Annotated in this window: 14 protein-coding genes; 1 reads left to right on the plus strand and 13 read right to left on the minus strand. The window is 65.0% G+C overall.

The features are described 5' to 3' along the window. Positions 1–13 precede the first annotated feature (13 nt). Positions 14–9,052 (plus strand): hypothetical protein, encoded by a 9,039-nt coding sequence (locus tag IT779_RS01750; RefSeq protein WP_196147337.1) that lies wholly within the window; start codon positions 14–16, stop codon positions 9,050–9,052. Positions 9,053–9,266: 214 nt separating this feature from the next. Here IT779_RS01750 and IT779_RS01755 read toward each other — a convergent pair whose 3' ends face one another. From IT779_RS01755 to IT779_RS01815, 13 genes are all read right to left on the minus strand, one after another. After that, complete coding sequence (locus tag IT779_RS01755) at positions 9,267–10,511, minus strand: FAD-dependent monooxygenase (RefSeq protein ID WP_232541347.1); 1,245 nt, start codon at positions 10,509–10,511, stop codon at positions 9,267–9,269. An 862-nt stretch (positions 10,512–11,373) separates the two neighbouring features. Further along, positions 11,374–11,769, minus strand: coding sequence for a hypothetical protein (locus IT779_RS01760; RefSeq protein WP_196147338.1), 396 nt, complete (start codon positions 11,767–11,769; stop codon positions 11,374–11,376). 256 nt (positions 11,770–12,025) lie between these two features. Continuing rightward, positions 12,026–12,493, minus strand: a complete 468-nt coding sequence (locus tag IT779_RS01765) for a DUF6301 family protein (RefSeq protein ID WP_196147339.1) — start codon at positions 12,491–12,493, stop codon at positions 12,026–12,028. Positions 12,494–12,640: 147 nt separating this feature from the next. Then, the gene (locus tag IT779_RS01770; protein ID WP_196147340.1) at positions 12,641–13,108 is read right to left on the minus strand and encodes a DUF6301 family protein; all 468 of its coding nucleotides are present in this window, start codon (positions 13,106–13,108) and stop codon (positions 12,641–12,643) included. 100 nt (positions 13,109–13,208) lie between these two features. Further along, positions 13,209–16,346, minus strand: coding sequence for a hypothetical protein (locus tag IT779_RS01775; protein ID WP_196147341.1), 3,138 nt, complete (start codon positions 16,344–16,346; stop codon positions 13,209–13,211). 299 nt (positions 16,347–16,645) lie between these two features. Beyond that, positions 16,646–17,602, minus strand: a complete 957-nt coding sequence (locus IT779_RS01780) for a hypothetical protein (RefSeq protein WP_196147342.1) — start codon at positions 17,600–17,602, stop codon at positions 16,646–16,648. Between the two features lie 183 nt (positions 17,603–17,785). After that, positions 17,786–18,292: a hypothetical protein gene (locus tag IT779_RS01785; RefSeq protein ID WP_196147343.1), complete on the minus strand. Its 507-nt coding sequence runs from the start codon at positions 18,290–18,292 to the stop codon at positions 17,786–17,788. A 52-nt stretch (positions 18,293–18,344) separates the two neighbouring features. Beyond that, positions 18,345–18,695: a phage tail fiber protein gene (locus IT779_RS01790; RefSeq protein WP_196147344.1), complete on the minus strand. Its 351-nt coding sequence runs from the start codon at positions 18,693–18,695 to the stop codon at positions 18,345–18,347. Between the two features lie 73 nt (positions 18,696–18,768). Then, positions 18,769–19,104, minus strand: a complete 336-nt coding sequence (locus IT779_RS01795) for an LtfC-like domain-containing protein (protein ID WP_196147345.1) — start codon at positions 19,102–19,104, stop codon at positions 18,769–18,771. A 25-nt stretch (positions 19,105–19,129) separates the two neighbouring features. Then, complete coding sequence (locus IT779_RS01800) at positions 19,130–20,515, minus strand: DUF7257 domain-containing protein (RefSeq protein WP_196147346.1); 1,386 nt, start codon at positions 20,513–20,515, stop codon at positions 19,130–19,132. Continuing rightward, positions 20,499–20,948 carry a phage gene 29 protein family protein gene (locus tag IT779_RS01805; protein ID WP_196147347.1) on the minus strand — a complete coding sequence of 150 codons (450 nt, stop codon included), beginning with the start codon at positions 20,946–20,948 and terminating at the stop codon, positions 20,499–20,501. Before IT779_RS01805 ends, IT779_RS01800 begins: the two co-directional genes overlap by 17 nt. 45 nt (positions 20,949–20,993) lie before the next feature. Beyond that, on the minus strand, positions 20,994–22,676 hold the full coding sequence (locus IT779_RS01810; RefSeq protein ID WP_196147348.1) for a Gp37-like protein: 1,683 nt from the start codon (positions 22,674–22,676) through the stop codon (positions 20,994–20,996). Next, complete coding sequence (locus IT779_RS01815; RefSeq protein ID WP_196147349.1) at positions 22,673–23,557, minus strand: phage tail protein; 885 nt, start codon at positions 23,555–23,557, stop codon at positions 22,673–22,675. The genes IT779_RS01810 and IT779_RS01815 overlap by 4 nt, the downstream gene beginning before the upstream one ends. Positions 23,558–23,585: the final 28 nt, after the last annotated feature.

Here is a 23,585-nt window from a genome sequence, read left to right on the forward strand (position 1 = left end):
TCCGGAGGTGGCAATGCTTGCAGATTGGTTCTTGTGCTCGGCATTTCGGCTCCCACCGAACCTGACCCATGCCTATCTCGACATGCTCGCCGCGCTGCGGGAGCCGCGGGAGCGCGCGACCCTCGTCATCGACGCGATCGATGAACTCCGTCGAGTGGACACGGGCCTGATGCTCTATGCGCTGCCGCGGGTCACCGCCGCGCATCGTCGCCTCGCGGACGTCACGGCGGTGACAGCCCAGGCGGCGGGGTTCTACGACGACCTGTGCGCGGTGCTGCACACCGACGGTGACCGACTGCGTGCGGCCTTCGCCGCCCTGCCCGAGTCACCGCAAGCGCTGTTCGTCGTCCTCGCCGAGATCGCCGACACCTGCGATGCGCCGGACGCCGCCCGTAGACCGGGTGATCCGTATCAGGACATCGTCGACTATCCCGCCGTCACCGTCACCCTCGCGCTGCTCATCGACGTCGCGACCAGGCACGCCGATGAGGTGCGCGGGTGGATCGTCGACGGCGCACCGACCCTGCTCGAACATGCGCGCTCGGGCGGATACGGGCGACTCCCTCTGCTCTTCGCGACGCACTTGGTCGCTCTCGTCGACCACCGCGCGGCCACAATCGACGAATTGGCGAAGAAGCTGTGGGAGTTCGGCGACCGAGCCGCGGATCTGGAACCGGATCTGGTCCATGCCCTCGTCCAACTCCGGTTTCCGGTCGGTACGGATCTGCGTGTCCTCGAGGCGGAGGCCGTCAACGGAAACGAACTGAACAGGTGGCGCGCGGGCACAAGTCCGCACGACCCCATTCCCGCCCGGGCGGCGGCCTGCGCTCGAGTCGGAGCAGACGGCTCCCGCGCCCGCGATACGGCAGCGGTGCTCTGGCAAGCGACACTCTGGGAGAGGATCGCCGCGCTCGCACCCGTCGAGGCGATCGGACTGCTGCGTCGATGGTGGCAGCCGCCGTCACCGACATTCGCCGAACCGGTCGAGGTGCGAGTGCCGTGCGAACCCAGCTATCAGGCGACACAAGCGCATCTCGGCGCGCTGCTCGCCACCCGAAGTCTGCAGTTGAGATCGAGACATCCGCGTATCGCGGTCAAACCGAGGACCGGGGCGATCGGAGCCACCTCCGACGAAGTCGCGGTGTTAATCGGCTCGCCATGGTTGTTCCGGCGCTCCGACAAGTGGGGCAGCCGGATACCAGCCCAGTTCACCGGTAGTACCCAGGCGGCCCCCTTGATCCGGTTGTGCTGCGCCGCTCTGCTCGCCGTCGATCTGCTGCGCGCCAACCGGCATGTCGATCCGGCCGACGAACCCACGCATCTGTTCGCGCTGATCTTCCACCTTCGCGACGTGACAGGCGACCGCTCGCTGCGTACCGCCCTCGACAACATCAAGCAATCCCAGTCCGTCAAGCCCACCGAATTGCCGCTGCCGCTGCAGGGGCTCGCCTATCACGCGATGGAGGCCATCGACCGCGCTGGAAAGGGGGAGTATCCGGAACTCCCCGGTGGGCGTTTGGCTCGGTTCATTCTGGACGGCACGGGCGCTCGCGAGCGACTCGACGACGCGCCGGATCAATGGCGGCTGCTCTTCCGGCAAGCCGCGCGAGCGATCGCCGTGTACTGGATCAAGGAGACCTCTTCAGGAGGCCTGCCGCGCACCACGACCGCGGGGGACGGCTGGTTCGACGGCGTCGATCCGTACGCACGGCGACTACTGGCGGCCGTGGTGGGCGGAGCCGGTGCGGGATTCGACGCCAACCTCTCCGACGCGCAACGCTTGTTGGACGAGATCTACTCGCATCCGCGCGATGCCGATGACTCGCATCCGCGCGATGTCGACGAATGGAACTGGTTCCGCGATAGGGAATCTCACCGCAGGGCGAGCCTAGAACTTCACGAACGTCCCTTGAACAGCAATCTGTTGCTGCTCTCACCCCGATACGACATCGAGGTGTGGACCGAATACAGCGCGGAGATCGAGCCGTGGCTCGACGGCGGCGGGGCGCGGCAGGCCATGGCGACCGTTCGTCTGGAAGCGCTGCTGGCCGACACCGAGTCCGGTGACGTGGGCGCATATGGCGAATGGGTCGAGAAATGGCTCGACCTGATCGAAGCGATCAACATGCCGATCGAACTTCCTCGAGCCATACGTTTCCGCATGGTCGGCTTACTCGACGCACCGGTGGCGGCGCACGGTTCACAGGCACGCGTCGATGCCGTCGGCACGGCGGTGATAGACGCGATCCTCGACATCAGCAGAGACGCGCATCGCTATTACCACCTGTTGTTCCGAGCCCTCTCTCGTCGGCTCAGGGCAGGGGATGCGATCGCCGACTCCTGGCGATACCGCGTCATGAATCTGTGTCACCGACTGGCGATCCTGGATCCCTACCGGTTCGGACCGCGCAGCCCGTACGACACGACCAATCGCCGACGCAGTTCGCGCGACACCGAAGGGGAACTGCGTTCATTCCTTCAGGCCACGGTACTGCGGACGATTGCGACGCAGGCCGCCACACTGGGTGACGCGATCGAACGGCTGTGGACGACCAACCACCACGGTCCTGACGCGACCGTCACATACTCCACATCCGCCGAAGTCGAAGCGACCGCGGTGTGGCGCGACGAACGAACGACCCGCCTCATCGCTGTCGACCACCATCACGGACAGGTGGTGCGTCACCATCATCGATTCGACCCGTCGAAAACGCACACCTCGGGAGAGGTCCGGGATCTATTCCTCCCACAAGCGGATCGACCGCAGACGCTCACCCAGATTCTGCGCTACAACCGCGCGGTCTTCGCGATCGTCTGCGCGGTCGACAAGGCGACCGGACAGATGTGGTTCAACTGCGGCCTCGGCTACCCACTCGAATATCAGAGCCAACCCGGTGCGCGACCGCAGGCTGTCGGGTCACCGGTCGCGATCAAGCTGACCGGCCGCACCGACGAGCCGAAGATCACCGAACCGATACCGCTGCGCCGAGCGCAGCCGGTCGCCGGTGAGGTCCGCCGCGCCCGCGTGCGGTCTATCCGGCAGTTTCCAGGGCTACGCCTCGAAATCGATGGTGAGCGGGTCGATAATTCCCAAGGAAATTCCGGGTTCAAGGGCAATTCCGGTGAGGCCGAGCGCGTGCGATCGCGTTGGGATCCCGATCTCGGACGCGCCTTCACCGCCCCGGAAGGCGAAACCTGGACGACCCTCGCGATCTGGGACGAGACCCTCGAATATTGGCTCCCGCTCGATCGCACCGGTCTGGATCTGCTCGCCGCCGAATCCTCGAAACTGGCCGAGGGTGGCCGCCTGCGACTCACCTTCGTCGACCACTCGCTCAGTGACGACGGAATGGGCACGGATCGAGTTCGTTTCGCCGGTTCGCCCGGCCGGTGCTACCTGCTGGGCGAATCCGACTTCACACAGCGGAGTTGGGCACAGCTGACCGAACGGCTCATCGACGCGCCGACCGGACTGGTCGTCGATGTCATCGCCACCGCGGACGGCTTGCTCGACTTGCCCGCGGACCCGTTCGACGACCGAAACATCACATGGCTCAGCCTCTTCGAGGACGACAGCGGATTGACGATCGCGCACCGAGAGGCGAACACCTGGTGGATCGACGTCGACACCCCCGACGGGTACCCGGACCGGATCCGTGTGAGCAAACCACACGACTCGGTCACCTCACCGCTGTTCACACTCGGCCGCTGGGGCGAGTTCCAGGCCCGCAGGGGTGAGATCGACGCATTTCCAGCGGAAGACAACGGAATCACCGATCCAGAGGATCACAGCATCGAACGATACGAGCGACTGCACCGCCTGTCGAAAGGCGAAGTAGTCACGCTGAAGAACTGCGCGGGCAATGACCTCGGTCGTGGCGTACTCCGTGGGTTCACCGCGGAAGGACTCTCGCTCTCGCTCAAGTCCGAATCGGTCACCCTCTACGCCGACCCGCACAGCGTACACAGATTCGTCCGCGATCGTCCCGTAGAGATCGAGCGAGACTACAGCAAGCCGATGGACGCGGAGCGCGCATCCGTCGCCGCGACGAGTGACACGATCCTCGGCATGTCCTCGATCGAAGACGCCCGAGAACGAGATGCCGTGCGAGAGCGTCTCACCGTGGCCGATTCGATCACCGGCATGATCGTCAGGACGATTCGCGGACCCGATAACCAAGTGCGCGCGTACGGTGTGTGGCTGCGGTTCGACGGCGATGTCGTATTGGTGACCGTGCCCGAGACGGCGTTCTCGGTCGGCGGCAGGCACGCGGGGGACCACATCGCCGGTAGTCGATCGGCCGAAGGCTGGGTGTTCTCCGTGCGATACCGCGTCATTCGGGCGCGTGGATTCTACGAACAGGTCGACGCGCGTGCGACCGGATGGCACCTGATCGGTTTCGCCACGGTCGGCAATCGCAGGAAATCAGTGTGGCAGGACCCGAATCGTCCGATCATCGCCATCAGCGATGAGCAGGCATCCTGGAGCGGCAAGACCACGATCGCGAAAATAGGGAAGGGCGACGGCTCGATCTTCGACGGCAAACGCTACATCCGGGTCGCGGTCCGGCACGGCAATGTGACGATGGTCGGCGACGCTCAGGAATTCGAACGCGGAGCGGATGTGCGACTCGACTACCCCCGCATCCAGCTCACACGGCGCGTCGGTGCCGGGACGTATTTCGTCGCAAGGACCTTCGAGCTGAAGGCAGCGGTGGCGGTGCGTTCGGCACGGCCCGAAGTCGGCTCGGAACAGCGGATGGAGCGCTGGCGCGAGGAACTGGAACGCGGGCGCCACCATCTGACCGGCGAGCTCAGCGATTCGGAGCTGCATCTCGACATCGCGGCTCTGCGCCCCGACGGCACCTGGGGGAATTCGTTGCCGCTGCGCCCGGACGAGGAGCCCCTCATCGCGGCCCGCAACGCCTACAAGAAACTGACTCGCGTACGCGTGGAACCGGAGGGCCAGGGTTACGTCGGATCGTTCGCCCGTGCCGAACCTTTCACCGTGATCGAATTCATCGAAGAACTGAAGCTCAGCGGAGACGGTTCCAGGGAGCACTTCGGCACCCGTCGGGTCTACTACGTGGGCGACGAGACCATCGGCGACCGGACGGTGCACCGGTTCGAATGGGGATTCGGATGGGTGCTCGACATTCCCGAGGAGGCATTACGGCTCGGCGCCGATCCGATCGACGGCGCCATCCCGCCCTTCTTCCATTCCGATCGCGTAGGGGCCATGCGCTTCACGGCCGACCCCACCGTTCCGGGGCACGTGGTCGTGCATATCGCGCCGGAAGACATCCACCCCTCGGTGGAGGGCCAGATCATGCGCGAAGCGGGCAAGAAGGTCATCCACGAGATCGAAGTGCTGATCGATGTCCGCGACGAAATGGTCACGGTCCTCAATATCCACACGCAATCACCGGAATCCGCCGGTGCGGCCGCCGGGTGGATCCGTACGACAGACCACTCGATCACGGGACGGATGCACCGGGACAGCATCACCGCGTTGCTGAACGCCGAGCGACATTCCACCGGCCCGGTGCGACGGCGCATCCTGGCCAAACTCGACGTCGATATCGCACGTCTCGGCAGGCTCCGCGAATTCAGTTGGGTTCCCTTGACGGATCTTTCCGCCGGTCAATGGCTCTACATGAAGGCGGGCTACATCAGGAAGACGAGCAACGGGACCTCACTCGAATTCCGCTTGCCGGATCGACTCGGGGCGCATACGGCGTTCTCGGTGCACGTCAACCGCCGCCGATTCTCCTATAGCCCTGGACGACTCGACCAAGCTTTCGAACGCCACGGAAAAGACGCTTTTCACAGGCGCATGATGTTGGTCCGATTGCTGCCCTCGAACGACAAAGGCTGGCTCGGCGCGGTGACCAATGGTCCGCCGCGCCCGTTCCTCACCTTGCTGAGTTGGATCCGCCACAACCGCGGAACCTGTTATGCCACGATGGGTTCCGAGATCACCGTCGAGGTCAATCCGAGTGTGTTCTACAGAGTGCCGAGCCTGAGACGCCGTCATCTTCCCGAGGGCACCCTCGTACAGCTCAGCCAAGCGTCCGACAAACGAGAGATCGTTCTCACCGTCGCCCTTCCCGCTCAGGAACAGTACGTGCGAGACGGCCGCCTGGTGGTGGCACTGCCGAAAGATCCGCTGCTCCGTCCGAACGGAATCACACAAGCCAAGAGACCGCGGATGTTCACCGTAGCCGGGCTGCCCGACCTGGAAGCGACTCTGGACAAAGGCATGGACGCGAAGGCGCTGCTGCGCACACGACATCCCCGAGTGCTCTTCGCGAAGTCCGGCTCGGACGGCGTCGTCCTGTACCGGAGCGACCATCCCGGTGCGGGCAACGCGTTCGCCGCGACCATCGACATCGATGGTTCCGATCTGAGCGCGAAGATCCGCTACCTGGACGGACATACCAAGCCCGTGGCATGGGCGCGCCTGAGTTTCGCCAACGCGACCGCGACCGAGATCGCCGAACGCTGCCGCCAGAACCACTGGAAATATCACGATTCGCGAACCGGGTACTGGGTCGACGACGACACCGTCGAGCCGCAGCCGTTGCGCAGAGACGAGATCTGCGCCCTGACCGAGCCGGTCATGTTCGCCTCGGAAGCCGGTCCGACGCTGCGCTACCGATCACTGGATCGTTTCGCGCTACCCGCCACCGAACTGCTGGACCGCACCGACGACGAATCCGCCGATATCCACCTCGTCGTAGCGGGCAGCCATGACGAGCGCGGTCTGTGGGTCGAACTAGGCCCCGGTCGGGTGGTCGAGATTCCAGCCAGTTTGTTCGCACAGGCGGGTACGCCACTGGCACGGTTGGAGTGGTCACGCTTCGCCGTCGGTGACGAGATCACCGTACGCAAGATTCCCGACTCGCCCGGATACGCGACTCTCGAACTGCGTACCTGGCGACCGGGGGTTCGCGCGGCCTTCGGCAAGGCGCCGGGAACAGCGGCGATGTTGTTGCCGATCCAATACATACTGCCCGACGGCGGTCTGTTGCTCGGGAGCGGTCGGGAAACGATCAAGTATCCGATGGATCCGCCGACGACCGCTCGTTACACCGTGGGCGCGGCGGTCTGGCTCGACCGACGCAACGACGTCGCATTCGATGCCGAACGCGAAGTGGCGCAACACGACATCGTGCTGCTCGGAGTCGACGCGACCACCGGAGACCTTCGCGTGCACGGCATCGAGACAGCGCGGGTCGTGCTGACCCATGTCGACAAGAACACCTGGTCGGCGCTCGGCTGGTTGCACGACGAACTCGAGGATGTGTCGGCCCGCCGCGCGCTCGTCAACCAACTGGGCGGGAGTCTGCCCGTGACCGTCGAACGAGTCCGACGGCAGGAGGACGGCAACCTCGAAATCGCGGTATCTCGTCGCCATCAGCCAGGCGGCTGGTGGCCTTCGGACCGATTGGCGCGCACCGAGGTCGCCGCCGCGCTCGCCGACCACAGCCTGGTCCTACGTGCCGGTGGCGCGTTGCGCCGAGTCACCGCGGACCAGGCGGTCCCCGGTTCGGCCGTCAAGGCCGGGGCCGTGAGCGCGGCGCTGACCACGCTCACCGAGCCGCTGTGGTGGACGGTCGGCGCCGACGGCCGACCCCACACAGGTCTGCCGGAAGCGGATACGGACGAACGGCAAGTTCACATTCAGCACGCCCTGGGCGACGACACCGAATGCTTCGGTTTCATCTGCCGCGATCCACGCTCCCAGGCAATGGGCCTGCTCTCCACGCACCGGGCTTCCTGGGCCGAGCACAAGAACGCCGCAGCCTTCATGACCGTATTCGGCACAACCGACCCGATCACCGTGACACGACTCCCGCACGGTGGGTTCTCGGTGATCGACCGGCCGCTGGTAGCACGGGAATTCGACCTGCTCGCGCTCGGCTCCGCTCTGCAGGTACGCATCAGCGCGGCGCTCGCCGAGGCCGACCACTCCGGCCGGTTCCCCTATCTGGCCCGCACCCGGCTCACCGATGTGCTACTCACGGTGTACAGCGACACCGAGTTGACCGTCGGGGACCATCTGAGCATCGAGATATCGGGGAAGAGCACCGCGACGACGCCGACGGCAACCGGCGAACCGATCGGAACCCGGAAGACCGTCCTTGATGTACCCGCCGCCGTAGCGACAGGTCTTCGAGCCCTGTCGCAACGGAAATCCAACTCGAAACGGCCCGTTCAGACGCTCGACCGGATGACCGCGCAGTTCGCCACCCTCGAATCCGCGTATCGCGAAGGGCTGCTGCACGGTGACGCGTCGCGGCCGCTCGAAGAACAGATCGTCCGTGCGGCAGGCGTCGCCATCGACGATCCGCACGACCCGAGACTTGGCGGGATCCTCCTCGCGTGGCTTCGCGACGGCGGTGATCAGGTCGTGGCGGGAAGAGGCGAATGCGAACTGCTGCCGCTGCTGACGGCGTGCATCGTGACAGCCGCCGTCGGTGACGCACACGCGGATATCGCGGGACTGTCGGTACTGATGGCGCATCAACTCGGAAGACGAGCCGCACGCTCGATACATATCGAGCCATTGGTCTCGGAATGGTTGACCCGCCGCGACCGGCACGACGCCGACGGGCCATGGCGGCGAATGGCGCAACTGAAGCTCGGCGACCGCCTCGACATGTCGGATTCGAGTTGGATGGCGCGATTCTGTGAGGCTGTCATGGCGAGACCGGTCGTGCACGGAGCCGCAGACGACCGAGTGCCCGTCGCGCGAGCGCTGCTGGCATCGATAGGACGGTTGGAGGCAACCGATCAATTGGAAATGAGCGCGCCGACGCTGGCGCCACTTGCGGCGTTGAGTCGCGCGCTGTCGCCGCCCGACGGACTCCACACCGCCCAACGGGAATTGCTGCCCGCCCAGACAGAAATTCTACGGTTCGCATTGCGAACTCATATCGCACACACCATGGCGCTACCGCTGCTGCCGCCGGTCGGCCGACTTCCCGACAGTGGTCGACGCCTGATCCGTTCGGCCATCGCGCAGTTGGAGCGAGATGTGGAGTAGCGGACGCGTAATCCCCTTCCGCAGAGCGGATCAACCGCCTCCGCGATCTCGGGACTGATAAGTCCGGGGTCCGGGGCGGTCGATTGATCCAGCACTTCTGGAGGAACGGCTGACCTGGTGTACGCGAGCGGCCCGTTGGACGTCGGCCGCTCTTGGTCCCGGCGATGACATCGCGAGCACGGGATCCCTGGCTGTTCCGACTCGTCGTGGTCGGCTACGGCGCCCCCGTGTAGTCGGGCAGCTCGACGCCGTTGATCGCGCGACCGACCAAATCGGTGAACCATTCGCCGGCGAAATCGGGCATCGGCTCGGTGTCCGTGCCGGGGACGGTACGGGTGCGGGCATTCAGTCTGCCGATTTCCTGGTTGGCCTCGACATAAGAGCGCATCCGCGTCTCGTAGCGGGCGAAACCGATGGCAGGATCCCACCCCGCGGCGGCCAGTTCACCGGCCAGCACGTAGGCGCCGACCAAAGCCAGTCCGGTGCCCTGTCCCGACATCGGCGACGAGCTGAACGCCGCGTCCCCGAGCAGTCCGACCCGTCCGTTCGACCAGCGGTCCATCACTATCTGGGCGACCTGGTCGAGGTAGAAGTCCGGGGCGTCGTCCAGGTGCGCGAGGATCTGCGGCGTCGACCAGCCCATGCCCGCCATCCGCTCGCGCAACAGATGCTTCTGGGCCGCGACGTCGCGGTAGTCGACACCGAAATCGGTTGCGGCGAAGTAGAACATGGCCATGGCCCGGGTGGCGTCGCTGATCGGGCGCAGGAGGGTCGTGCGCCCGGACGCCTGGTCCTGGTACTCGAGCAACCAACGGTCCAGCCCGAACTCGTTGGGCACGCTGTAGAAGGCCAGCACATGCCCGAGGTGGTGCAGGAACCGCTCGTGCGGCCCGAAGACCATCGAGCGCAGCGCCGAGTGCAGACCGTCGGCCCCGATCACCAGGTCGAAGCGCCGCCGGGCGCCGCTCGCGAAGACCACGTCGACCCCGTCCGCGTCCTGGGTGAGTTCGGCGATTCGGTCACCGAAGATGTACTCGACGTCCTCGCGCGTGTCGTCGTACAGCACCCGGGCCAGATCCCCGCGCAGGATCTCGATATCCGCGATGAACCCGTCACCACCGTCGTCGTCGGCACTGAACGTCTCCAACACCGTCCCGTCCGCGTCCACGGTGTACGCGCCCGCGGTATCGGTGCACGCCGCGCGCACCACCGCGTCCAAGCCCATCCGCGCGATGACCTCCTTGGCCACGCCGCGCGCGTCCACCGCCTGCCCGCCGGGACGCAATTCGGGAGCCCGCTCCACCACGGTCACCTCGCCGCCCCACCGATGCAGCCAGTGCGCCAACGCAGGTCCAGCGATACTCGCTCCCGCTACCAGCACCCTCGGACCGCTCACCCGCTCACCCGTCCGGATCACGCGTTCCCGCCCGGTGTCGTCCGCGCCCATCACTGCCTCCATGTGCTCGCTCCCGCGCTGGAACCTTCCCAACACAGGCCCACCACTGTCGGTGAATCCCGCAGTAACGACCGCGGCGCGGCACAAAACTCATCGGTGCTGCCGAATCGCGTCCACGCTCGCGTTGTCCGGTGTCGGACCGTTCCGGCGGCGCCGATCGTGACGGTCGGAGCCATTGATCGCGGCGGAAGACGATCAGCAGGGTCACCCAGCCGACAGCGACGAATATCGAAGCGAGGTGGCGCCCCGGAGCCGCGGTCGGCTTCAGCCGAGGAACTCACGCATTCACGCCGGAATTCGATCATCGACCCGCGGATAGTCGGTGAGCTCGCGGCGAACATCCTGGGCACCCGGACTAGGGACCGAATCCCACGAGAAGCTCGTCCGGAATCCCTCGGGAGGAGTCGAACGCGATCGGCACTCACTCACTCGCGCAAGCGCGCATATGCCGGGAACCGCTCGGCGACCGCAGCATCGAAGCCCGACGCACGCTCGAACGAATCCCATTCTCGCTGATTCCGTGGCGGCCGCTGGTTTTCGTGGTCGGGCTGTTCCTCGTGGTGCCGACGCTGAGGCAGGGTCGATGAGCCGGGCGCGGTCGCGGCACCAGATGACCACATGCCCAACCTCAGCCTTTCGCCTGGGCGGTCGGCCTCCACCGATCGAGGTTCGGTCCAAGGGGGATCCGTCCAGCGTGGCGTGCGATCCGGGCGGGGATCGAGAACGGTTTCAGGCGGCGGTTTTTCGGTAGCTCCAGTCGAATGTCGCTGCCAACCGCCCGATCCCGGTCGCACCATCGCAGGTCTACCTACACACCCACGAACTACTCGATCCGGACTCGTCGTCCCCGCCTTTCTGACCGGTTTCATGGGTTCCCCGGCGCCAACCACCACCAGTGGGTTTCCGGAATACCGGGCGGGAGTAAGTCGTCAGGCAGCGGCGAGACACGGTGCGCGCGTTCGCGGAGTTCCTCGTCGGCCTCCTGTAATAACTCGACGTCATAGTCACCGGCGTACAGCGATGCGGCGCCCTCGAATTCGTCCATGACGAACTGCACCGAGGACCGGTGTCGACACGCCGACGTCCACGAGTCCCAGCCGTCCACCGAGGAATGCAGTGCCGATTCGGTGGTGGCATCGATATAGTTGTGGAACGCCCACCCGTTGCTCCGCACGAGACCTATTACTCGGCCCCGGAATTCAGCCCACTCGGAACCCGTCGTCAGCTCGGAGTCGAGGCAGATCTCGAACAGATACGCCATCGCCCGCTCGAACGCGGAATCGCGCCGACGCAATATATCATCCGCGCCGGAATCCGCGATCGACACGGATTTTTCGAATGCCGCGACCGTGTCACACATCAACTTTCTCCTGCCACCAACGTTCAGCAACGCCGGATGAGGAAGATGGCCGGAGAGGTGGCCGCATCGCAGGTAGTGCACGCGCGGTCGTATACCTGGTTCGCGGCGCTACCGCGTGGACGTAATGCCGCACCGACTTCCCACCCAGCAGACCCTCTCATTCCTGGTAGTCGATACCGTAAAAGCCATCCGGCCTGATCAGATCCACAGAAATCGCCTGCCAGATCATGGACAGCTCGATCGTCATGTTCGGCTTATCCCACGAGACTGTCGCTTTGCGGCCAGGCTCGTCCCGAGTGCGCTCTCCCAGCACAATGGTAAAGGCCGCACACAACTGGCCGAACGCCTCCGCCAGCCACTCGCTCAGCCCGGGCAGACCGGGATCGTCATCATCAGCGACGAAGGTCGAGATCAGATTAATTTTGCGTGAGTTACCGTACACACTGGACTCAGGTAGACCGACTCCCAGATTCGTACGAAGGGTCGCGCTCCGCCCACTGTATTGGCTGATGTGCTCCCAGCCCGCAGCCGCACAGAACTGGTCGAGCGCACCGACGCTCCAGTCCCAACCCGGGTCCATGGCCAGACCTACAATCCGGACAGCGCCTCGAATATCGACCTGCACGTAACGAACGCTCTTTCCTCGTGAGTTGGCTGTGACGGCAGCCTGACGTCGACGACACTGTCGAGCGAACTGTGGAGTCCCCGGCCCCGAACCCCTGTGAATAGTGTCAATTTTCTCGTACTCGGCAACAATGCCCAGCAGACCCGCTCATTCCTGGTAGTCGATACCGTAGAAGCCGTCCGGCCTGATCAGATCCACAGAAATCGACTGCCAGGTCATGGACAACTCGATCGTCATGTTCGGCTTATCCCAGAAAACTGTTGCTTCACGACCTGGCTTGCCTCGACTGTGCTCTCCCAGCACATCTGTGAAGGCCGCACACAACTGGTCGAACGCCTCGGTCAGCCACTCGCTCAGCCCGGGCATATCGGGATCGCAAACATCGCTGACGTAGGTGGAGATCAGGTTGGTTCTGCGTGGATTGCCGTACACATCGGACTCGGGTCGGCCGACTCTCAAGTTCGTTCGAAGGGTCGCGGACCCCCGATCGGATCGGTCGATGATCTCCCAGCCCGCAGATGCACAGAACTGGTCGAGCGCACCGACGCTCCAGTCCCACCCCGGTTCCATGGCCAGACGTGCGATCCGGACAGCGCCTTGAATATCGACCTGCATGTAACGAACGCTACTTTCCTCGTGAGTTGGTCGTGACGGCAGCCCACGTGGCCGCAGTCTGCTGTCGAAGCGGGGACGGCCGCAGTGGGCGCAAGCACCGTCAGCGCCAACTGGCCGCATATCCGGCGGCCACCCGGTTCTCGTGTTCGGACGCGCCGAGATCGGGTGGGCGCGGCACCGAGATCTGCACCACCAATCGCTGGTTCACCCGGCGTTCGGGTCGCGGCGCTACAGACGCCGCAGGCATCGCGGCGGGTAGTGTCCACAGGGGCTTGTCGACGACACTGTCGAGCGAACTGTGGATAAGGTCGATCAGCGAAGGTACCAGGCCGCCCGCACCACCGGCGGAGAGGTCGGCGGCAATCGGAGCAGCCGCAGGATTGGCCTGCGGACCGCTCGTTTCGGGCGGTTTGAGCGAGAAGTCGTTACCGACTCCCGGATCGAAACTCGAGAGGGTGATCTTGCCGCCGGGGTCGGTGCGCACCAACCGGTAATCGATGGTGGCATTGCCGGCCAGTAGCTCGTTCAGCAGATTCGTATTGTTGTCCTCGTCATATTTCTTCAAAGCCTCGTACGCGTCGGAGCCTTCTTTGAATTCGTCACGAAGATATTCTGGCGTCCCCTGTTGAACCCTGACCTGCTTTCCATCGATCGTGACAATACGCGAACTCATTCCATCGCCGCCCTTGAGTTCCAGGTCGACAACCTGCAAGCTACCGTCATCCAGCTTCTTCACACCGATACGGTCCGCAGTCCCCGGCCCCGAACCTCTGTGAATAATGTTAATTTTCTCGTACTCGGCAACAATCTCACCACCGATCTCCCCCCGCGTCTCCGACAGCTTGGTGACCATCCCCTTCGAAACACTGATCTGCTCGGCCAGACTCTCGATTAGATCTCTATCGGTCCTGGATGTTCCCGTATCCCGGAGATTTCTGAGCGTTTTAGGAAGATTGGTTCGTGATAGGTCATCGATCGTGACCGACCTCGGATTTCCATCGCTGCCTATAATCTTGATAGGTTTATCCGGGTTACTGACCAGGTCTTCCAGATCAGACATAGCTTTGTCCCGGATATCTTTATTCGCGTTCTGGGCCACATCCACTGAACGTAAATTGCGAGCAGCCTCATCGGATATCTCTCCTTTGAAGACCTCACGCTCCCCATATTTTCCGAATATGGAGATGTCGGATGGCGCTTTGGCCCACTGCGGCATTGTCACGAAACCGCCCGATGGACCCTGCCATTGAATGTTCCCTTTCGGCATGACAACGGGCTTGGACCCCAACGGCAGATCAACCCACACACCGTCCGGATCGATGGCGGACCAATTCCCCTCGGGGTCGACACGGTACCCGTTGGGTATCGGTTTACCGTCCAAGGGAACGTCGTCGGGACCAAGTGGATTGCCACGGGACCAATTGCCGTGCTCGCCAGGAGCCCTGCGTGGTATCTGCTGCCATAGTCGCCGCATCATCGGGCCGATGGGGTTCCACACCGGGTCGTAGCCGAAGGGATTGCCGGGGCTGGTGTCATAAGGGCTCCACTTCGGACCTGCGGGGGCGACGGGCTCCGCGCCGAGGAATGGCTTCTCGCCATTGAGGAGAGGCGCGCCGTCTGAGCCGTGCCCGTATCCACTTCCGCCTCCGGGCGCATTCGGTCGTGGAGCGACGTGTCCGGGGACGGCATCGCGTGGAACCGGCGATGGCGACCGCGGGCTCCAGGGCATTTCGCCGCGGGGGTAGTCGAGGATGGCGGGAATGGCCTCACCACCCGCCCGCGCGTCCGCACCGACACGCGCACCGGTGCCGTAGGGATTGGCGGGCTCGGGCACGAACAGCGAGGTCTGAGGCTTGGGATCCCAGGGCGCATACAGCGCTGGTGTGCCCTCGGTCCCGGCCTCACCGACGCGACCACCGGCGCCGCCGGATCTACCGAGTGCGCCGGCCTCCGCCGCGAGCCCCTGTTCGGCTTCACCGACGATCTTTCCTCCGAGCCAGCGAAAGCCCTTTGCCAGTGGTGTGAAGACCACGCCCGGAGTAAAAGTGAGAATGGACATGCCCGCACCGAACGCGGCTTGCCCGTAGTCGCCGTCGCGGAGTCCTTCATCGAGGTCGCCGAGACCGGTCAGGTCGCCGAGAAGTTGACGAAAGTCCCCCTCGTTGAATTTATGTTCGTTGCTCTCGGGTTCGAAGGGCCGGTTCGGGTCGAAGGTGTAGAGCCGCGGGGAGTCTTCGAGCGCTCTGAGCTGGTCGGGGGGCATTATCGGGGTGCCTGAGCTCTCCAGGCGGCCCCGTGCTTCGACGGCGTTACGCCATAGAACATTTTGCATGCTGGCGGCCGGAACACCCTCGGCGAGAAGCCAATCCGTATATGCCTTGCGGGATGGGTCATCGATGGGCAGATATTGCAGGCCGGCGAGGTGCTGGTCGTCGTCTCGCTTGCGTGGGGTGTAAGCGTGCTGATCGAGCCGGTCCTGGGCGTCTCTACGTAGCTTTTCGCTGCGCTCGTCGAGCGTGCCGGTGGTGCCGGCCAGCGACAGATCGTTGACCAACTGGACTGGGCTGTACCCGAGTCCGGGCATCACGGTGGTGCCGTCGGCGGTCTTCGGCAGAGCGGACTGGTTCCAGTGACTGTTGAGCCGGTTGGCCGCTTCGGTTCTGGCCCGGTTGAGCGCGTTGGCGCCTTCGATGGTTTGCGGGCCCATCACGGTCTGACCGAGCAGTGCGATGTCGCGGTCGCGTTGTTCGGGACTGTATGTGGGGTCAGTGGCGAAGTAGCCACTGAGCTGTTGGGGCGTTACGGCTGTGTTCGGTTGCGATCGTGAGGTTTTCGCACCGGGTATCGAGACCGTGGTCTCCTTGCCTGTCAATCCGTTCGCAAGCGGAACGGACTCGACCCCGACGGTCGTGCCACTGGGGAGTGTGAGCGTCTCACCGCTTCCGACCGGACCGTTGTTGACGAGGCCGACGACGTCAGGTAGCGCGCCGGAGGGGGGCCGCTGTTGAGGTGGTGATGTGAGCGCGGGGTACAGGCCCATGTCCAGCGGCGATTGTTGCCCTCCCCCCGCCCCGCCGGTGCTGGACGGGACCGACGGGGGCGGTGAACTATTCGATTTTGGTGCGGCAGTCGCACTGCCCTTCGCGGACGCGCCGCTGAAGGGGGAGGTCGGTCGCTGTTCCGCCGGTTTGCTGCTGCCATCCTTGGGCGGTTTATCAGCCGGATCTTTCGGTGCCATCGGAGTACCTCACGGTTTGTTATCGGGCTCCAGTGAAAAGACCGAGCCGGGATTGAACGCACCTCGACCGCGGGTGCCGCGGTGCTGCCTTGTTGATCGGACCTGCCACCGGAGTGCCGGTCGACGTCGTCGGCGATCCGATGAGATGTGCTCAGAACGAATAGAAGACGCCGCACCCGACCGAGAGGTCGAGCACGGCATCATGCTCGTGCCGAGGCACCCGCCCTCTGCGGCAGGCGCTTCCCGCGGGCCTGGATACAGCTCGAGTTTTACGAACGAACCTGTAACGGACTGTCGTATCAGGTGATTCGTATATAGGTGCCGCTCGCGTTGATCGTGGCCTGAGCGATCCCGGCGAGACCGTAGCTGTCGCTGACCTCGAGGGTGATGAGATCGTTCTCCGCGACCGCGACAGTCGTGCTCACCACCGCCGGACTGGCGGCGGAGCCGGTGGCGATGACGGTGCCGTTCTTCTTCAGGCGCGCGGAGATCGAGTTGGAAGAACCGCTCGGCGTCCAGGAGACGTTGGCCGCGACGGTCGCCGAAGCTTTGGCTCCCAGACTCACCAAGGCGTTGGTGGTCACGGTCGAGCCCGGATAGCTCGTGGTGTCTGCGGTCCAACCGACTACTTGTACCCAGGTGTTCTGGGCGTTGGGCCCGGTTTGGGTTCCGCTCTTGTTCATCCCCGACGGCCGGAAACCGGGAACGACAGCGGCCGTGAGATTTCCGGTTCCGGTCAATGGGGCGGTGACCGGTGTGGGTGGCAAGGTGACGCTCGCGGTCGAGGTGGACATCGCGTAGAAGGCCGGCTTGGCGGAGGCATGGGGGGTGACCGCCGCGGAGAGTTCACCGACGCTGTCGGAGAGCGCGTTGGTCGTCGTGGCGCGACCGATCGCGCCGAGCGGTGCCGCGACCAACAGCTTGGTCGAATTTCCGCCGGCGACAGCGCCTTTCGTCGTTCCGGTGTCGGCGAACGCGGCCGGGACGGAGGGGCGTGGACCTGCCACCGCGGTGAGCAGGCCGACCGCACCGGCCGTCATCGGCAGGACCGCGGACGCCTTGGTCGACGTGAGTAGCGTTCCCGCCCCTGTCAGTGTCGCCGTGATGAACGGCGGGATGGTGGGGATGTCTCGACCCGAGACCGAAGATGTCGGCGCCGACGGCAGCGCCACTGTGCTCGTCGGCGCGGCGGGGACGGTGGGAGCAGCCGAGGGCGACGCGGGCAGCCTCGCCGTACTCCACGCGGTATCTGCCATGCGGAATCCTCCAAAGATATTATCGCGTATAGATTTTCGATACAGACCGATCGATACGCCCCGGCTGCGGACGACGCCTGCCCGACACCGCGTCGGCGCCGCGCCCGACGACATGTCGCGCGCGGCGCCGTGCGGTTTCGAACGCCGAAGTCCGGCCACGAGCGATCGGAGTGCGTGAGCCGATCACGGACCGGAACTGCTGACCGATGCCGTGGCCGTGCCACGGGCGGAGTACGCGGGCAGCGCACCGGCGTGCCCCGCCGCCGTCGCGGAGAGCGTGCCGAAACCGACGAGGGCGGCATCGGCACCGACCGCACGGGTGTCCGCGCCGAACGACGCGGACACCACGATCCCGCTGCCCGCGCCGCCCGTCACACGTGCCGACGTGAACCCGGTGTCACCGAAATTCGAGGCGAAGGACTGTGCGTACCGCGCGGTCACGGTCAGCAGGCCGGTACCGCCCGCGGTCACGGCCGTTGGCACCGACGGTGCGAACAGTACTGTCGGTGTGGCTGTCCCCGAGAAATATGCCGAGACGAAGGCGGGGATGACCGGGACGCGGCTCCCGTCGACGTGGGCGACCGGCGACGATGGCGCCGTTCCCTCCGTTGTCGACGGACCGGGGAACACCGGAGCCACGGTCGGCGGTGTGGGCAGCCTCGCCACCAGCAGCCGTTGCGGCGCTGTCATAGTGCCTCCCTATTCGGTTGTGCCCCGATCTTCCAGGGCGACCACTTACCACTCAGCTCATGCTGAAGGTGGGGGTGACGAGCAGGGTGCCCTGTGCGCCGAGGGTGGTGGAGGCGATGGCGACCTTGTCGATGAACGTGCCGCCGGTGGCGGCGCTCCACAGTCCGGCGTGGGTGTAGGTGCCCGCGGGCAGGTTGATGGTGACCTGGCTGCCGGTGATCTGTCCGCTGGCCGGGGCGGACCAGGTGGTGGCGACCCGCGCGTAGGCGGGCGATCCGCCGGATGCCTCGTTGGTGCCGGTGGTGCCGGGATCGGCGGTGTGGACCGAGACGTAGACGGTGGTGGCGATGTTGGCGTAGGCGGTGCACAGGGCGTTCTTGGTTGAGGTGACGGCGATGGCCATGGTGGCTCCTCGAGAGATGTTGTGTGGAAGGTTGTTTCGCTGTCCCCGCAGGCGCGAGGGACGTGGTGGTGTACTAGGTTCTGACGACGACGCCCGCGAACCAGGCGTAGGTGGTGACCGGTGCGGTCGGGTAGGTCACTAGCATCGTGTAGCGCGAATTGGCGGGGATGTCGTTGCACGTCGCGGCTGCCACGTTCCAGGTCGCCGCGGTCGAGGTGACGGTGGCCGCCCAGGTGCCGAGCGCACCGCCGCCGGGTGTGGTCAGGACGATGGATACCGTCGTGCCTGAAGGGAATACGGCTCCGTCGGATGGTTGGATCGTTTGTACGAAGCCCGCGCCCGTGGTCAGCTTCAACGGTTCGAGTGTCGGCTGATACCCCAGATATCCGGGATCGTTCGATGTGGTCACAGGGTTCCTTTCATGAGTTCGGGTGTCAGGAGAAGGAGCAGAGCGTGCCGTCGAAATAGGTTCGGGTGCCGGACGTATCGCCGAACATTCCGTTCGAACCCGCGATGTAGTAGCCCGGCGCCCAGACGGTCCCCTCGCCCGCGAAGACGACGAAGGTGCCTGCCGAGCGGTAGACCACGGATCCTTCGGTCTCACCACCGCCGCGGACGAGTTTCCACAGTCCGCCCGGATTCGGTGCGCTCCAAAGGGATACGTTGTAGAGGTAGCCGGTTCCGCACGGCTGGTTCCATTGCGCGCTGACGTTCATGACGTACCAGCCTGCTTTGGTGATCTGGATCTGACCGGAGGCGAGGTCGAGGACATTGACCTTGTTCGCTTGGCGGACGGTGTCGAAGATCGTGCCGTACCGATTGCTGCCCGCGCCCTGGGTCACGGCGGTGGCGCTCTGTCGATACAGCGACCAGCCGGTTCCGACCACGGGTGGTGAGGTGGTGTCGGCCGCGGCGAAGGATTCGGCATCGAATCCGTAATACATGGTCGTGCCACCCCAGCCGGTTTCGGCGTAGAAGGCGCTGAAGAACCCGACACAGCGGTTGTTCGCGCCGACCGGGGACGTGACCGCGGTGTCGGTGTAGCCGAGTCGGTTGACGCCGTTGACCAGGACCTCGTAGGCCGAGCCCGTCGCGGCGACCGTGACGGTATCCCCCGTGCTGAGTGTCAGCCCCGTCTTCTCGGCCCAGTTCGTGATGGTCATGGTCCCACCCACCAGCGTGCCGCGCTGCAACAACACCTTCGTCGTCCCGATCTGGACAATGACGAACGTGGACAGGTCGGCGGCCGCGCGGATGAGTAGGCCGCTGCCGGTGAAGGAGCCCGCCTGGTTGGCACGGCCGAGCACCAGCGACACCGACTGCGCGTCGGTCATCAACGGCGTCTTGTACAGTGCGAAATCGCCGCCGGTACCGGTGTTGCCGCCCTTGGCGATACCCGCCTGGTTGTCGACGATGACCATGTCGGGAACCGCGGTCGCGCCGTTGTTCCATTTGACGACATCCCATTTGGTGGTGTCCCAGATTTCGAAGACATCGGTGACCGCTGCGCCGCCGACGTCGTTCTGGGTCTGACCGGTTTGCAGGTTCGCGATCGCCGACGCGTTGGACGCGGAGGTGTTCTGCGCGGCGGTCGCCGTCGTCCGCGCGTCCGAGGCGCCGACCTGCGCCGAATTCGCCGCGCTCAGAGCACGGTTCGTGACCGAGTTCAGGTTCGATCCGACCGCGTCGACGCCCGCGAAGGACCCCATGACGCTGGACAGGATCGATTGCTGCGCCGCGGCCCAGGTGACGCTCTGCAAGCTGCGGATCGATCCTCCGGTGTACGCGCCGGAGGGGACGCTCCTATCGGGGCTCGTCATCGGTCACCTCCGCCTGCGACGTTCGGGCACTGCCGACCCGCGCGTGGTCGGAGTCGAGATCGCGAGCATCGACCAGGTGCTTCAGCTCACCGGATTCGCGCAACTGCCGCACCAGGTACGCTCGCTCGTCCGGTGTCAGCTGGGTGACATCGGGGGCCGTGGTCTCCGGTGGCCGCTGCGCGCCCATCTCGGCCCACTGTCCCGCGCCGTTGAGCCAGTGCGTGACACCGCGGGCGGGTGGGTGGAATTGTTTGGTCTGTTCGTCCGGGTAGTGACGGAATCCGAGGTCCCACAGATGTTTCGACCACTGCCGAAGCACATCGGGATGCACGAGAAGCGGTGAGTTCCGCGGCCCCGGCAAACCGACCAGCGCCCAGACGAAGGCTTCGTACGGGTCGTCAGGGTCGCAGTCCTCATGCAAAGGAATGGGCATAGTTCTCTCCGACGAATAGAAGAATGGATGACAGGCTCGGACGGATCACATCTGGACGGCCAGCGAATGGATGTCGTCGACGATGTCGGCGACAACCCGCATCGACTTGGCGAACGGCATGTCGTGATCGCGGTCCGAGCCGACGGTGATCTGCCAGGCGGGGGCGGCCGTGCGTGACCAGGCGAGTTCGAGCTCGGTCACCTGGTCGACGTAGACCGAGCCCGCCGGCATGCCTTTGACGGTGGAACCGACACGGTCACCCAGGAAGAAGTGGCCCTGACCCTGGTCACCGATCAGGTACGGTTCGCCGTTCGCGACGGTGAACTTGTGGGTGAAGTGCCGCCGTGTCTTCCACAGCCCTTCGCCGAGGGTCAGCAGCGAGCCGAGGGTGTAGGCGCGGTCGGCGCTGTTCTCGAAATGCTCGTAGTAGTGCGACCATCCCGAATTCGCTTCGCGCTGTGGCGAACTGAACTGCATCCAGGCCAGCAGCGTATCCGAGAGCAACGCGGTGGCGATGGTGTTCACCACCGCGGTCGTGCCGTTGGCGACACCCGCGAGGATGGGACCGACATAGGGCACCTCGCCGAGCGCGCCCGCGGTGACCATGCCGATGAACTGGATCGCCGAGGAGATCGCTTCGTTCACGCCCGGCATCGAATGGCCGCCGGTGAGAATCTGGGTGGCCGAGGACGGGTTGATCACGAACTGGGAGGTCTGGATTCCGGTGTGGTCGTTCTGGCGGTACACCACCCACGGATTGGACGGCAACGTACCCATCCATCCCGGATTCTTGTACAGCGCGGGGGCGTTCTGATCCGGGAGGACGTCCGGGCTGTAGTCGAGCAGGGTGTTGTCGAGGACCTGCACGGTGTGCTGGAGCCCGTCCCACACATCGCCGCCGGTGCTGGTGCCGGTCCAGAATCCGGACTTGTCCACGATATCGACGACCAGGCAGCCGTGGCGCAGGTCGGCGCCCGGCCACGGCGGCGGATCGCCGCGCAACCAGCGGCGGGTGATCACCGCCAGCTGCGCGGATTCCAAGGCGCCGGAGGCGGCTTCGTGGAAGTTCCGGAATCGGGAACCGAAGATCGTCCACATCGAGGTGTCGGAGTCGAACTCACCGGGTTTCACCACGACGGCCCAGTTGGACTGATCGAGCCCGCCCCACTGGCCCGCGTCGATCGGATCATCGGGCAATGGCGCCGACAGCGCGGATTCCAGTCGCAGCAAATTCAAGTGCAGCGCGGTCTTGAGCACCCAGACGCTCGGCCCTGCGAGCATGAACTCGCGGGGGAACTGCACGGCCGCGGGCAGGAACGGATTCGACCAGCAGTAGATGTGTTTGAGTTCCTGATAGGAGTGCATGAACAGCAGTTCCACCGTGGTGACACCGCGCTCGTCGGTCTTGATGACCGCCTTCTCCAGCCTGCCGTCCCAGCGCGCACCGTCTTTGTCGACGGTGATGTGCACGTTCTGCGTCGCGCGTCCGTTGATGTCGACCGCCCACGCGGCCAGGTAGTAGTCGTAGGGCAGCACGAGCACGCCGGTGCCGGACTGGTTGAGCACCCAGCGGAAGTCCGCGTCGATCTCGGCGCCGCAGATGCCGCGCAGATTCCAGTCGCCGTCCCACAGTCGCACCAGCGGGCGACCGTAGCGCTGCTGCTTGCGAGTCACCCTGGCCTGTCGCGCATCCGCGTAGATCGCGGGCAGATCGGCCGCGGTGGTCACTGCAGCCCCCACGGGCGCGACCAGTTGCGTGGCTGCACCACCAGTACGGAGGCGCCGAGCGGCGCGCCGGTCACCGACACGGTGACATCGGTGGCCGCGGTGTAGGGCGGCACCGGGTACAGAAAGCTGACGCCGTTCATCAACGCCCAGATCTGCGACCGGTCCGCCGCGACGATCATCTCCTCCATGGGATCGGTGTCGATGGTCAGGTCCTGGCCGGTCGTGGTGACCGGGAGGATGATGGTGCGGGCCGCGTCACCGGAATCAGCGCCCCACGAGTAGTCCGGCAGGGTCCACTTGCCCGGCGCGGAACACACCCATTTCAGCCACATCGGCTGATCGGTCGGATTGGCGATACGCAAGGTGCCGCTCTGGCTGGTATTCGGGGCGGTGGTGGAGATGGTCGAGGTCCACACTCCGGTGACATCGGACTCCACCCACCACGGATTGCCCGCGGTACAGGTCATGACGACCTTGCCCCACCGCTTCAGATGCGGATCCTTGTCCGGCTTGAAATCCGGCTGCTCCGACATGCGCAGTTTCAACGATCGCGTGCCGAAGTCGGTGGTGATCGTCAATGTCGAATCCCGGTCGTAGGCCCACGCTTTGCGCCAGGCCGAATCCACCGCCTCCCACGACCGTCCCGCCGCCTCGGAGATGTTGAGCGCGAACACGACATCGCGTTTGTTGGTCCGGTATCCCCCGAACGACGAGCCGACCTGAAAGGCCGACTGATTCCAGATGGTCGTCACCGGAGCGTCGTACAGACCGCTCGGTGAGGTCGCCAATTCCACGCCCTCTCGACCACGACCCTGACCGGCGATCGTCCATATCGAACCATCCACCCCGGTCACCGTGATCATCGCGGCATTCGGTGCCACAGATTCACCTCAATCCATTCGTCGACCC

Source organism: Nocardia bovistercoris, assembly GCF_015674855.1.
Lineage (GTDB): Bacteria > Actinomycetota > Actinomycetes > Mycobacteriales > Mycobacteriaceae > Nocardia > Nocardia bovistercoris.

Bases quoted from the DNA above. Each gene is read 5' to 3' on its own strand.
- IT779_RS01780 (WP_196147342.1), bottom strand. From the start codon at position 17,602: ATGGCAGATACCGCGTGGAGTACGGCGAGGCTGCCCGCGTCGCCCTCG.
- IT779_RS01775 (WP_196147341.1), bottom strand. From the start codon at position 16,346: ATGGCACCGAAAGATCCGGCTGATAAACCGCCCAAGGATGGCAGCAGC.
- IT779_RS01770 (WP_196147340.1), bottom strand. From the start codon at position 13,108: ATGCAGGTCGATATTCAAGGCGCTGTCCGGATCGCACGTCTGGCCATG.
- IT779_RS01760 (WP_196147338.1), bottom strand. From the start codon at position 11,769: ATGGCGTATCTGTTCGAGATCTGCCTCGACTCCGAGCTGACGACGGGT.
- IT779_RS01805 (WP_196147347.1), bottom strand. From the start codon at position 20,948: ATGCCCATTCCTTTGCATGAGGACTGCGACCCTGACGACCCGTACGAA.
- IT779_RS01785 (WP_196147343.1), bottom strand. From the start codon at position 18,292: ATGACAGCGCCGCAACGGCTGCTGGTGGCGAGGCTGCCCACACCGCCG.
- IT779_RS01750 (WP_196147337.1), top strand. From the start codon at position 14: ATGCTTGCAGATTGGTTCTTGTGCTCGGCATTTCGGCTCCCACCGAAC.
- IT779_RS01790 (WP_196147344.1), bottom strand. From the start codon at position 18,695: ATGGCCATCGCCGTCACCTCAACCAAGAACGCCCTGTGCACCGCCTAC.
- IT779_RS01755 (WP_232541347.1), bottom strand. From the start codon at position 10,511: ATGGAGGCAGTGATGGGCGCGGACGACACCGGGCGGGAACGCGTGATC.
- IT779_RS01800 (WP_196147346.1), bottom strand. From the start codon at position 20,515: ATGACGAGCCCCGATAGGAGCGTCCCCTCCGGCGCGTACACCGGAGGA.